The organism is Rickettsia tamurae (genome assembly GCF_000751075.1).
GTDB classification, from domain to species: Bacteria; Pseudomonadota; Alphaproteobacteria; order Rickettsiales; family Rickettsiaceae; genus Rickettsia; species Rickettsia tamurae.
In genome coordinates, this window is sequence record NZ_CCMG01000014.1 from 118,616 (window position 1) to 132,889 (window position 14,274).

Below are 14,274 nucleotides of genomic sequence, written 5' to 3' on the forward strand. Positions count from 1 at the left end.
GTGTTAAGATCAGAAAAATCGGTAGCAGTAGAGGATATTGTAAATATTTATAAAGAATCGCCCTCTGTAATTATTACTCATTATCACGGGTTAACCGTTAGTCAAGTGAGTTCGCTTAGAGAATCACTTAAATCTAAAGAAGCAGGTTTTAAAGTAGTTAAAAATACTTTAGCAAAAATAGCTGCAAATCAAACAGGGCTTGATAGTATTGCTAATTTATTTGCGGGCCCTACTGCTATTGTTTATTCTAAAGAACCGGTTGAGATGGCAAAATTAGTAGTTAATTTTGCTAAGGCTAATGATAATCTTAAGATTATTGGTGGAATAGTCGATAATCACGTATTAGATGAAAATTCAATAAAAGAACTTTCTAAGCTACCTTCACTTAACGAGCTTAGAGGTAAAATTGTTGGGTTATTACAAGCACCGGCTACTAAGTTTGTAGGTGTTTTACAAGCTCCGTCTTCGAGTATAGCGAGAGTAATACAAGCACATGCTAGTAAAAATTAACTTAAAGGTTACTGCATCAGATATTTTAATTGATAATTAAAGAGCTTTTATAGTGAAAATTAATAAGATTTTTGTCGAAATAATTGTTCTTATTTTAAAAAAATCTTATAATTTGTAGCAAAAAAGAATTTAATTAACCTTAAAATACCTGATGCAGTAATCTCTCAATATAAAAAAAAAGTAAAAAGGAAAAAATTATGGCAGATTTAGCTAAAATTGAAGAACAATTATCATCATTAACATTAATGCAAGCAGCTGAGCTTGTGAAAATGCTAGAAGAAAAATGGGGTGTATCTGCAGCAGCACCTGTAGCTGTAGCAGCCGCTGGCACTGCAGCTCCTGCGGCTGAGGCAGCTGCTGAAAAAACTGAGTTTGAAGTAATTTTAACAGCTGTCGGTGACAAGAAAGTTGAAGTAATTAAAGTTGTGAAAGATATCACGGGTCTTGGTTTAATTGAAGCTAAGAAATTAGTTGATGAAGCTCCAAAGCCGATTAAAAGCAATGTGAAAAAAGCAGAAGCTGAAGAAATCAAAGGTAAGTTAGAAGCTGCTGGAGCAAAAGTTGAATTAAAATAATTATTTCTGCACTAGGTTCTGTAAAGAAAAGTTAAATTATTCGTATTTTTAGATATTTTTAAGTAAAAATTAATAAGATTCTTGCTGGAACAGTTATTTCTATTCAAAAAAAATCTTATTATTTTCAATAAAAAACAACTAAATATAGATTAATTTTTCTTTACAGGACCTAATGTTTTTTGCATTATAGATGAAATATTTTATAGCTTTAAATTAAATTCTTAAAATCTAAAAAGCCTTATTTTAGTAATTAAATTTGAATAAGGCTTTTTTGTTTAAAAATTATTTTAAAGCTAATTTAAGTTATTTTTTTGAAATAGGATAAAGCTAAAATCTTATTAATTAAAATAATTTTGTTAACGTACCATACGTCTAGAAATTTAAATTATTGAAATTTTCTAGGTTCTGTGAACATTTATAATTGATTTTTAGTGAAAATTAATAAGATTTTTGGGAGTATAGTTGTTACTATTTCAAAGAAATCTTATAATTTATAGCTAAAAAGAGCTATAATTATGATTATTCTATTATAAAGTGCATAGGACCTAATCACTTCAATACGGGCAGTAATTTTATCAGTCAGGAGATTATATGGTTTCATTAAGGGATAATATAGAAGCACAACCCTTGTCACATAATAGAAGAATAAGAAAAAATTTCGGTCACATAAATTTAGTAGCAGATATACCGAATTTGATTGAAATTCAAAAAAATTCATATGAAAAAAACTTTCTACAGTTAAATATTAAAGATTCTGAAAGAAAAAACAAAGGTTTACAATCTATATTAAACTCAATTTTTCCTATTTCAGATTCCTCCAATATTGCTAATTTAGAATTTGTAAAATATGAATTCGATACTCCAAAATATGATGTAGAAGAGTGTAGTCAGAGAAGTTTAAGTTATGCTGCTCCTCTTAAAGTTACTTTAAGATTAAGTATTTGGGATATAGATGAGGATACCGGTACTAGAGAAATTAAAGGGATTAAAGAGCAAGAAGTATATATGGGTGATATCCCATTAATGACTAAAAACGGTACTTTTATTATCAACGGTACGGAAAGAGTAGTTGTATCACAAATGCATCGCTCACCTGGCGTGTTCTTTTATCATGATGAAGGAAAAGTTCACTCTTCCGGCAAGCTTTTATATTCTGCTCGTGTTATTCCATATAGAGGGTCTTGGCTTGATTTAGAATTTGACGCTAAGGATGTTATTTATTTCAGGATTGATAGAAAAAGAAAGCTTTATGCTACTACTTTGCTTAGAGCTATAGGTATGAGTACTGAAGAAATTATAAAATTTTATTATAATTCAGTAACTTATAAGTTTGTTAAAAATAAAGGTTGGGCGGTTAAATTTATACCTCAGCATATTACTGCTCATCGTTTAACAAGTGATTTAGTAGATGCAGATACCGGAAATGTTCTACTGAAAGCAGGACAAAAAATTACCCCACGTTTGGCTAAAAAATATTTTGGGGAAGGGCTTAATAATATTTTAGTAGCTCATGAAACTTTAATCGGCAAATATCTATCCGAAGATTTAAGAGATCCTGCAAGCGATGAAGTATTAGCAAAAATCGGTGAAATGATTACTGCTGATATGTTAAATGTTATTAATGATCTTAAAATTAAAAATGTTAACGTATTAGTAATCAATCCTCAATCCGGTCCATATATAAGGAACACCTTATTTGCTGATAAAAATCAGGATCGCGAGGCAGCATTATGTGACATTTTCAGAGTTTTAAGACCGGGCGAACCTGCTAATATCGAAGCGGCTGAAAGCCTGTTTTATAATTTATTCTTTGATGCGGAAAGATATGATCTTTCAGAAGTCGGGCGAATAAAAATGAATTCTAGGTTAGAGCTGAATATTTCTGAAGAAGTTACGGTTTTAACAATTGATGATATTAAAAATATCGTAAAAGTTTTAGTAGAGCTTAAAGACGGTAAAGGTATCATAGACGATATTGATCATTTAGGTAATAGAAGGGTTAGATCGGTAGGTGAATTGATAGAAAATCAATTTAGAATAGGTTTAGTCCGAATGGAAAAATCTGTAATTGAAAGGATGTCGGCAGGTGATGTTGATACTGTAATGCCTCATGATTTAGTAAATTCTAAAATTTTAGTTTCAGTAGTAAAAGAATTTTTTAGTACCTCCCAATTATCCCAATTTATGGATCAAACAAATCCATTATCGGAAATAACTCATAAAAGAAGGCTGTCGGCACTCGGACCTGGAGGTCTTAGTCGAGATCGAGCAGGTTTTGAGGTGCGTGACGTACATCCGACTCATTACGGTCGTATTTGTCCTATTGAAACACCTGAAGGTCAGAATATCGGGTTAATTAACTCTATGGCTACTTATGCTAGAATAAATAAACACGGTTTTATAGAGAGTCCGTATAGAAGAGTTAAAGATGGGCATGTAACCGATGAAGTGGTATATCTTTCTGCTATTGAAGAAGGTAAATACAAAATCGGACAAGCAAATTCTAAAGTTGATAAAGATGGAAAGCTGCAAGGAGAGTTTATTAATTGCCGAGTTGAAGGCGGTAATTTTGTAATGGTAGAGCCGCATGAGGTAGATTTCATTGATGTGACTCCTATGCAGGTAGTATCGGTTGCGACTTCTCTTATACCTTTCTTAGAAAACGATGATGCTAACCGTGCTTTGATGGGTTCAAACATGCAAAGACAAGCCGTTCCTTTAATTAAAACGGATGCACCTTTTGTAGGTACCGGAGTTGAAGAGGTAGTAGCTAAAGATTCCGGAGCGTCAGTGCTTGCATTACATGACGGTATTGTTGAGCAGGTAGATTCAAATAGAATCGTGATTAGAACTCTAGAACAAAAAGTTGACGGTTCTCCTTCGGTTGATATTTATAATTTATTAAAATTCCAAAAATCCAATCATAATACTTGTATAAATCAAAAGCCTTTAGTTAAGGTCGGTCATTACGTTAAGAAAAACGATATTATAGCTGACGGTCCTAGTACGGATAACGGTGAAATTGCTTTAGGTAGAAACGTGCTTGTGGCTTTCTTACCTTGGAATGGTTATAATTTTGAAGATTCAATTTTAATATCCGAACGTATAGTAAAAGAGGATGTATTTACATCTATTCATATTGAAGAGTTTGAAGTAATAGCTAGAGATACACGCCTTGGTCCTGAAGAAATTACCCGTGATATACCGAATGTAAGTGAAGAAGCATTACGTCATCTTGATGAGGTCGGAATAATTTATGTAGGTGCAGAAGTAAAAGCCGGTGATATTTTAGTCGGAAAAGTAACACCGAAAAGTGAATCGCCTATTACTCCTGAAGAGAAGCTACTACGTGCTATTTTCGGGGAAAAAGCTTTTGACGTAAAAGATTCATCGCTGCATGTACCTTCCGGAGTTAGCGGAACTGTAGTAGAAGTAAGGGTATTTTCTCGTAGAGGTGTAGAAAAAGACCAGCGAGCTATTGCTATTGAAAAACAACAAATTGAAAAATTAGCAAAAGACAGAGACGACGAATTAGAAATTATTGAGCATTTTGTGTTTAGTTGGCTTGAAAAGCTTTTAGTAGGGCAGGTGATTATTAACGGTCCTAAGCAAGTAAAAGCAGGACAAACAATTACTAGTGAAATGCTAAAAGGTTTATCTAAAGGGCAATTTTGGCAGCTTACCGTGGAAGATGCAAATGTAATGAGTGAAATAAAGCAGATAAAGACTCATTATGATGAGAAAAAAGATGCCCTCGATAAAAGACTCGCTACTAAAGTAGAGAAATTGCAAAGCGGTGATGATTTACCTCAGGGAGCTTTAAAAGTAGTAAAAGTATTTATTGCAACTAAGCATAAATTACAGCCCGGGGATAAGATGGCAGGAAGACACGGAAATAAAGGTGTTATTTCACGTATCGTACCTGAAGAAGATATGCCGTTTTTAGAAAATGGAACTGTAATAGATATCGTTCTTAACCCTCTAGGTCTTCCGTCACGTATGAATATAGGACAGATTTTAGAAACGCATCTTGGGTGGGCATCAATAAATTTAGCAAAAAAAATATCCGAATTAGTCAAGGAATATAAAAATAAGCATATAGGTATTGAGCAGATTAAGAAATTCTTACTTGAGCTATACGGAGAGAATATTAATTATATACTTGAAAGATCGGAAGAAGAGATTATCTCTTTCTGTAATAAAGTAGGTAAAGGCGTACATTTTGCAACTCCTGTATTTGACGGAGCAAAAGTTCAGGACGTTAAAGATATGCTAAAACTTGCCGGTCAAGATCCTTCAGGACAAGTGAAATTAATTGACGGTAGAACCGGTGAATATTTTGACCGTCTAGTAACCGTCGGACAGAAATATTTGCTGAAATTGCATCATTTAGTCGATAATAAAATTCACTCCCGTTCTATAGGACCTTATAGCTTAGTAACGCAGCAACCGCTTGGAGGTAAGTCTCATTTCGGCGGACAGCGTTTCGGGGAAATGGAATGTTGGGCATTACAAGCTTACGGTGCAGCTTATACGTTACAGGAAATGTTAACGGTTAAGTCGGATGACGTAAACGGTAGGATCAAAACTTATGATTCTATAGTACGTGGTGAAAATAATTTTGAATCAGGCATTCCTGAATCATTTAATGTTATGATAAAAGAATTTAGATCTTTATGTCTTAACGTAAAGCTTGAAGTAACTTAGAGTTAAGTGTATACTCGGTGAATTTCAAAAATTGGCTACGTCGTCTAGCAAGTTCGCAGGTAGCAACGTATTAAGTATACGCTCCGCTCCTCGCCTTGCAGACTCCTTGCTCTTTTTGAAATTGACCTTCGTATACCTACTCTTCATTTGCTCGAGTTATATTGTCTTGCATAGTATTAGCTTTGTTGCATGGATCAAAAAACCTATTCGATGTCATCCCCGCGAAAGCGGGGATCCAGAAAAATAACTTCAAATATTGGTATAGAAGTTATTTATTTAAAAAATAAGCCTGTAAAAACAAGTTTTTTATAGGTTTTACTGAATTCTCGCTTTCGTGGGAATGACATTAAACGATCCATGCAACAACGCTGTGACTAAGAGGAGTATGGCAATGACGAAAAATATGAGCCATGCAATAAGAACTTTAATAAAGAAGTATACGAGTAATTTTTAAGGAAAAGTATTTATGAGCGTAGTAAATTTTTACGGACAATTAAGTAATACTCAACAATTTGATCAGATAAGGATTAATATAGCAAGTCCCGATCAAGTACGTTCGTGGTCTTTCGGTGAAGTAACAAAGCCTGAAACAATTAACTATCGAACTTTTAAACCTGAGAAAGACGGTTTATTTTGTGCAAGAATTTTTGGTCCGGTAAAAGATTACGAATGTCTCTGCGGTAAATATAAGCGGATGAAAAACCGTGGTATTACATGTGAAAAATGCGGCGTTGAAGTTACGGTTTCTAGAGTAAGACGTGAAAGAATGGGACATATAGAGCTTGCGGCTCCCGTTGCTCATATTTGGTTTTTAAAGTCATTGCCTTCAAGAATTAGTACGCTTCTTGATATGACAATGCGAGATGTAGAGAAGATTCTTTATTTTGAAAATTATGTAGTAGTTGACCCAGGGTTATCGATTTTACAAAAAGGCGAACTCTTAACAGAGGAAGAATTACAGAAAGCAAAAGATAAGTACGGTGAAGATGCATTTACTGCCTCTATAGGTGCAGAAGTAATACAACAAATGCTTAAAGAGCTTGATTTTTCAAAGTTAAAGCAAGAATTATACGAGGAATTACAAACCACTTCCTCAGAAGTCAAAAAGAAAAAATTAGTAAAGCGTTTAAAATTAGTAGAGGATTTTTTAGAGTCGGAAAACAAGCCGGAATGGATGATTATGGATGTTTTGCCGGTTATTCCTCCTGAAATTAGACCGCTTGTTATGCTTGACGGCGGAAGATTTGCTACTTCGGACTTAAATGAACTTTATAGAAGAGTAATTAATAGAAATAATCGTTTAAAGAAATTAATAAAGTCAAAAGCTCCTGATATAATAGTCAGAAATGAAAAAAGAATGTTACAAGAAGCGGTGGATGCGTTATTTGATAACGGTCGTCGCGGTAGAGCAGCGAAAAATGCTAATAAGCGTCCATTTAAGTCATTAAGTGATATGCTTAAAGGTAAGCAGGGGCGTTTCCGTCAGAACTTGCTCGGTAAGAGGGTTGACTATTCAGGACGTTCGGTTATCGTGGTAGGACCTGAGCTTAAACTTCACCAGTGCGGTTTACCTAAAAAAATGGCTCTGGAGTTATTTAAGCCGTTTATTTATTCTAAGCTTGAGTTGTACGGCATCGCTACAACTATTAAAGCTGCTAAAAGAATGGTGGAAGCTGAAAAACCTGAAGTTTGGGACGTGCTTGAAGAGGTAATTAGAGAGCATCCGGTTTTACTTAATAGGGCTCCGACGTTACATAGGCTTGGTATTCAAGCATTTGAACCGCTATTAATTGAAGGTAAAGCGATCCAGCTTCATCCGCTTGTTTGTGCTGCGTTCAATGCAGATTTTGACGGTGATCAGATGGCGGTACATATCCCATTATCGATTGAAGCACAGCTTGAAGCTAGGGTATTTATGATGTCTACAAATAATATCTTAAGCCCCGCAAACGGTCGTCCTATTATTGTACCGGATAAAGATATAGTGCTTGGTTTATATTATCTAACCCTTGCATTTGATAATGAAGTAGGTGAAGGGATGATGTTCTCAGATTTAGCTGAGATGGAACATGCTTTATATAATAAATTTATAACTATTCATACAAAGATAAAATATCGCAGAAATCAGTTAAATGCCGAAGGTAAAATGGTCACTGTTATCATTGATACTACTTACGGTAGGTTAATGGTCGGTGAGTTATTGCCTTCTAATCCTAATATAGAATTCAAGTTTATTAATAAACAACTAACTAAAAAAGACATATCATTAGTTATAGATTTAGTTTATCGTCACTGCGGTCAAAAAGCTACGGTAATTTTTGCCGATCAGCTAATGAAACTAGGTTTTAAATATGCTTGTTCTTCAGGTATTTCTTTTGGAATGGACGATATGGTAGTACCGGAATCTAAGAGTACTCATATCAATGAAACTCAGTTTGAAATAAAAGAATTTGAACAACAATATTCAAACGGTTTAATTACTTACGGAGAGAAATATAACAAAGTAGTTGATGCATGGTCAAGATGTACCGATAGAGTAGCAAACGACATGATGAAAGAGATTGCTACGCCGCCGATTAATGATGATCCAAATCATCAGAAAATAAATGCTATATATATGATGGCTATTTCCGGAGCAAGAGGTTCTTTCCAGCAAATTAAGCAGTTAGGCGGTATGCGAGGTTTAATGACCAAATCAAACGGTCAAATTATACAAACTCCTATTATCTCTAACTTTAAGGAAGGATTAACTGAATTTGAGTGTTTTAATTCTGCTAACGGAATGCGTAAAGGGCAAATAGATACGGCTTTAAAAACGGCAAGCTCAGGTTACTTAACAAGAAAATTAGTAGATGTTGCACAAGATTGTATTATTACTGAAAAAGATTGTGGAACTGATAAAGGAATTGAAGTTAAGAGTGTTATTGAAGGCGGGGAAGTTATAGTACCTTTAGCTGAAAAGATTTTAGGTCGTACTGCTGCTATCGATATATTTCATCCGGTAACTAATGATCTAATTCTCAATAAAGGTGAGCTTATTAATGAAGCGAAGTTAGAGCAGATTGAGTCGGCTGGACTCGACAGAATTATGATAAAATCCGTATTAACCTGTGAAAGTACTACCGGTATATGTAGCATATGTTACGGTAGGGACCTTGCTACCGGTACATTAGTATCGGAGGGTGAAGCAATCGGGGTTATTGCTGCTCAATCTATCGGTGAACCGGGTACGCAGCTTACAATGAGAACTTTCCATATCGGAGGAGCGGCAACAAAAGGTGCTGAGGTTTCTTCCGTAGAAGCTTCCTATGACGCAAAAGTGAAAATTATAAGCCGTAACGTTGTTATTAATTCCGAAGAACGCAAAATTGTTATGAGCCGAAATTGTGAATTATTATTGCTTGATAATAACGGTAATGAAAAGGCTCGTCATAAAATTCCATACGGTGCTAGATTACTTGTTGATGACGGTGATATGGTTATTAAAACGCAAAAACTAGCGGAGTGGGATCCTTATACTATACCGATTATCACAGAGAAGTCAGGTAAAGTTTTATTCAAAGATATGGTTGAGGGTATTTCTATTCGTGACGTAACTGACGAAGCTACCGGAATACCGAGTAAAGTTATTATTGAATCAAAGCAATATTCACGCGGTGCAGAATTACGTCCGCGTATACAGCTTTTAGATGCTAAAGGTGAAGTTATAACCTTATCAAACGGTTTAGAAGCTAGATATTACTTGCCGGTTGGAGCAGTTTTAAGCGTAGAAGACGGAGTACAAATATCGGTAGGTGATATCATTGCACGTATACCGAAAGAATCAACCACTACTAAAGATATTACCGGTGGTTTACCGAGAGTTGCCGAGCTTGTAGAAGCAAGACGTCCTAAAGATCACGCAGTTATTGCCGAGGTTGACGGTAGAGTAGAATTCGGTAAAGACTATAAATCTAAGAGACGTATTATTATACATCCGATTGATGAAACAATGTCTATTGAGTATATGGTACCAAAAGGCAAGCATGTTGTAGTTAACGAAGGTGACTTTGTTAAAAAAGGCGATTTATTGATTGACGGTAATCCAGTACTTCAAGATATTTTAAAAGTAATGGGCGTAGAGGTTCTTGCAAATTATATTGTTAAGGAGGTTCAAGCCGTTTATCGTCTACAAGGTGTAAAGATTGATGATAAGCACATAGAAGTTATTATCCGTCAGATGTTACAAAAAGTAGAGGTTACGGATTCAGGCGGAACTACGTTATTAGCAGGTGAAAAAATAGATAGACATGAATTCGATGAGATAAATAAAAAAGCTATTAAAAACGGTTTAAAACCTGCTGAAGCACAATTAATATTACAAGGTATTACTAAAGCTTCTCTGCAAACTAGATCGTTTATCTCTGCGGCATCATTCCAAGAGACTACTAGAGTTTTAACTGAAGCAGCTATTGCCGGTAAAGTAGATAAGTTACGAGGATTAAAAGAAAACGTGATAGTTGGACGATTAGTACCTGCCGGAACCGGTTACTTTATGGATAAAATGCGTAAAGCAGCTATAAAGCTTGACGAAGAGAATGCATAAATATACTTAGATAGAACTTGATCTTTGTAAGGTATTGTTTGTGGATACCGATGTCATTCCTGCGAAAGCAGGAATCCAAAAAAAATAGTCTTAATATTGACAAAAAAAGCCTATAAAAAACTTGGTTTTTATAGGTTTTTTCTTATTACTTCCCGCTTGCAGGAATGATGCTTTAATAACAAGCGATCGGTGCTGTTAAATGCTCGTAGTTTTGACCTAAATAAGATACTGGTTGTTCAAAGATATACGTATCATTGTTATCATAATTATAATTACCGTATAATTGTAATCTTGCTAAAGAATCTTCATATTGGAAGTTTTCAAGCATTTCTTGATTTTTAGATATCTGAATTTCTGCTAAACAATGTTCAACATAAGTTTTTAGTGCTTCTTGATGAATTCCATCATATAAAGCTTTTAACATGAGTAAATTTACTAATGGGTTAATACCATTATTTGCATTAGTAGTAATCGTAGCTTCTTCGTGTTTTTGATCAATAGATAATTTACAAATTACAGGCTCTTCATTACTTACTTCTACTTTCTCTATTTCAAGATTTTCTGATTCAGCATTGATTTTTTCTTCAAAATTTATCTCTGAGAAAAGTGCTTTCACATCCGTTATTTCAAGTTTTCCTCCTTTTTTACCTACTTCATAAGCTTTAGAAACAATTTTTTTATAAATGACGTCAATTAATTCTCGTTTTGTTTGTATTTCATCAGGATAGTTAATTCCTCCTTCATTCCAAAACTTTACTATTTTAGAAAAAGCAGGAATATATTTACCGATCTTTGCTAAAAATTTTTGTATAAATGTAGGTTCAGTAAGAGAGGTTAATGTAGGATTTTTTCATATTTTTTAAATACATACTCGACAATTTTAGGTATATTTTGATCTGTTTCTATTTCGTCAGGTAAGCCGTGTAATATTTTTTGGCTATTGCTTGACCCATCTTCTTATACAAAATATTAACCTCGATCCATGTCCATACTGGATTAGCCGTAAAACAAAGCTTTGTTACATAAAATGCTAGATATAGGTAGAGATAATAACTTTAAATAGTTAAGGCAAGTATATAGTATTGGATGAGGCGTGAGACTATAAATCTCACCCATATCTTGGTTTAACTCACATGATTTTTAATCATTGTATACTTCTGCTTAATTAAATGAGAAGTGATGTACTGGCATATTATTACTTAAATTTAACTAATTCGTCAACAAAATATAAAAAACGTTAACATTTGTCAAATGCTATTTAATGAGATTTTATTTTAAATCAATTATAATACTTGCAAAGTTTTATCAAGATAAATAGAATTATCCAAAGTCAAAAGTAATATAAGGAATAAGTATGCTTAACATAAACTTTGTGAATGAAGAATCATCTACTAATCAAGGTCTAGTAGTTTTTATTGATGAGCGGTTAAAGCTTGATAGTAATTTAATAGGACTTGATCAACAACATCACGGATTAATTTCTAAAACTATTCAGAATAAACTGCAATTTACCGGTAAATATGGACAGATCAAGGTTATTCCGTCTGTCATTAAATCAGGCGAGGTTAGATATTTGATAATAGCAGGTCTTGGGAATGAAGAAAAATTAACTGAAGCAAAAATTGAAGAGTTAGGCGGCAAAATTTTACAGCATGCAACCGGTTGTAAAATTTCTACTATCGGCTTAAAACTTACAAATAGAATTAGCAGGTTTACATCTCAAACATTTGCATCTTTAGTTGCTAGTGGTGCGTTTCTTGCTTCTTACAGATTTAATAAATATAGAACTATCTTAAAAGAAGCAGAAAAGTTCGTAGTAGAGTCAATTGAAATTTTTACCGATAATAGTACTGAAGCGGCAAAATTATTTGAAGTCAAAAAATTAATTGCTGAGGCAGTATTTTTTACAAGAGATATAAGTAATGAACCGTCAAATATTAAAACTCCGCAAGTCTATGCCGAAAGAATAGTTGATATACTTGAACCGCTAGGAGTAGATGTTGATGTTATCGGTGAACGTGAGATGAAAAATCTTGGTATGGGAGCATTGCTTGGTGTGGGGCAAGGTTCACAAAACGAGTCAAAGTTAGTAGTTATGGAATATAAAGGCGGCAGTAAAGATGCTCCGACTATTGCTTTGGTTGGTAAAGGAGTGATTTTTGATACAGGCGGTATTTCATTAAAACCGTCAAGTAATATGCATTTAATGAGATACGATATGGGAGGTTCTGCAGCAGTTGTGGGTGCCATGATTGCGGTTGCCGGTCAAAAATTACCTGTAAATATAGTCGGTGTTGTAGGGCTTGTCGAAAATATGCCGTCCGGTAATGCACAGCGTCCAGGGGATGTAGTAACTACTATGTCAGGGCAAACTGCCGAAGTTTTAAATACCGATGCAGAAGGGCGTTTAGTACTTGCTGATGCTGTTTGGTATGCACAAGAAAAATTTAAGCCTAAATGCGTGATTGACATTGCAACTCTAACAGGAGCAATAACCGTAGCACTTGGTAATACATATGCCGGTTGTTTTTCCAATAATGATGAGTTAGCTGATAAGTTAATAAAAGTAGGGGAAGAAGTTAATGAAAAACTTTGGAGAATGCCGCTTCATGATGAGTACGATGCAATGATTAACTCCGACATAGCCGATATGGCAAATATCGGGAACGTACCGGGAGCTGCTGGAAGCTGCACGGCTGCACATTTCATTAAACGTTTCATTAAAGATGGAGTAGATTGGGCTCATTTAGATATAGCAGGCGTTGCAAATAGTAATAAAGCTTCAGCACTTGGTCCGAAAGGGGCAGTTGGGTATGGTGTTAGATTACTTGAAAAATTTATCAAAGAATATACTCGATGAACTTCAAAAATTGGCTACGTCGTTTGCGGTACTCACGTATTAAGTATATGCTCCGCTCCTCGTCTTGTGAACCGATTACTCTTTTTGAAGTTGATCTTCGTATATTACATATTACTCGTAGTATACCTAATATTTGTTTATTCTGAATATAATTATGAACACAATAAATAAACCTTATATATTTGTTATAGGTAATGAAAAAGGCGGAGCAGGTAAAACTACCTGTTCTATGCATCTAATAATCGCTCTACTTTATCAAAATTATTCGGTAGTAAGTATAGATACCGATTCACGTCAAAGTTCGTTAACGAATTATTTAAAAAATCGAGATTTATATAATAAACAAAATCCTGATAAAACTGTATTAGTACCGAAACATTTTCATATATCGGAAAGCGAAGTAGAGGAGCAAGCAAAGAGTTTTGAGCAGGTACTCAAAAATAATCAGGATACCGATTATATAGTGATTGATACCCCAGGCAGTCATACTCCTTTATCAAGAGTTGCTCATTCTTACGCCGATACAATTATTACACCGATTAATGATAGCTTTCTAGATTTAGACGTAATAGCAAAAGTCGATAGCAAGGATGAAATTATTAGCCCATCAATATATAGTCAAATGATTTGGGAGCAGAAAATGGAGCGTGCTAGTCGTGATAGAATTAGTATAGATTGGGTAATACTTCGTAATCGTTTAAGTAATCTTGATGCATTAAATAAAAGACGCGTAGGAAATGTATTAGCTAAACTTGCTAAAAGAATTAACTTTAAATTCGCAGAAGGATTTAGCGAACGTGTAATATATAGGGAATTATTTTTGCAAGGTCTAACATTACTTGATCTAAAAACTGCAAAATATGATAGAGAATTTAATAGCTCACACGTACTTGCACGTCAAGAATTACGAAATTTTTTAGACTTTCTAGGTATTAAGGCTGCGTTCAAAGGTTAATTTCTATTAAAGTTTTTCTTGTATAAAGTTAAAAAATATATATAATGTGCAAAATTAATATGTTTTAACTTTATAAGAGAAA

Annotated in this window: 7 protein-coding genes and 1 pseudogene; 7 read left to right on the forward strand and 1 reads right to left on the reverse strand. The window is 34.2% G+C overall.

What is annotated here, in order from left to right; all coding sequences use genetic code 11:
* From rplJ to rpoC, 5 genes are all read left to right on the forward strand, one after another.
* The gene (rplJ, locus tag MB29_RS05215) at positions 1-510 is read left to right on the forward strand and encodes a 50S ribosomal protein L10 (protein WP_032139338.1); all 510 of its coding nucleotides are present in this window, start codon (positions 1-3) and stop codon (positions 508-510) included.
* 197 nt (positions 511-707) lie between these two features.
* The gene (gene rplL / locus MB29_RS05220) at positions 708-1,085 is read left to right on the forward strand and encodes a 50S ribosomal protein L7/L12 (protein WP_032139339.1); all 378 of its coding nucleotides are present in this window, start codon (positions 708-710) and stop codon (positions 1,083-1,085) included.
* Positions 1,086-1,676: 591 nt separating this feature from the next.
* Positions 1,677-5,792, forward strand: coding sequence for a DNA-directed RNA polymerase subunit beta (gene rpoB / locus MB29_RS05225; protein WP_032139340.1), 4,116 nt, complete (start codon positions 1,677-1,679; stop codon positions 5,790-5,792).
* 189 nt (positions 5,793-5,981) lie between these two features.
* Positions 5,982-6,104: a hypothetical protein gene (locus MB29_RS13490; RefSeq protein ID WP_267881748.1), complete on the forward strand. Its 123-nt coding sequence runs from the start codon at positions 5,982-5,984 to the stop codon at positions 6,102-6,104.
* A gap of 154 nt (positions 6,105-6,258) precedes the next feature.
* A complete protein-coding gene (rpoC, locus tag MB29_RS05230; RefSeq protein ID WP_032139341.1) occupies positions 6,259-10,377 on the forward strand; it encodes a DNA-directed RNA polymerase subunit beta' in 4,119 nt (1,372 codons plus the stop codon).
* Positions 10,378-10,549: 172 nt separating this feature from the next.
* Here rpoC and MB29_RS08610 read toward each other — a convergent pair.
* A pseudogene (locus MB29_RS08610) lies at positions 10,550-11,525 on the reverse strand (DNA-binding protein).
* Between the two features lie 206 nt (positions 11,526-11,731).
* On the opposite strand from MB29_RS08610, the gene MB29_RS05240 reads away from it, so the two are divergent.
* Entirely contained in the window at positions 11,732-13,237 is a 1,506-nt protein-coding gene (locus tag MB29_RS05240; RefSeq protein ID WP_032139342.1) for a leucyl aminopeptidase, read from the forward strand.
* A gap of 154 nt (positions 13,238-13,391) precedes the next feature.
* Complete coding sequence (locus tag MB29_RS05245) at positions 13,392-14,192, forward strand: division plane positioning ATPase MipZ (protein WP_032139343.1); 801 nt, start codon at positions 13,392-13,394, stop codon at positions 14,190-14,192.
* The last annotated feature ends 82 nt before the right edge of the window (positions 14,193-14,274 follow it).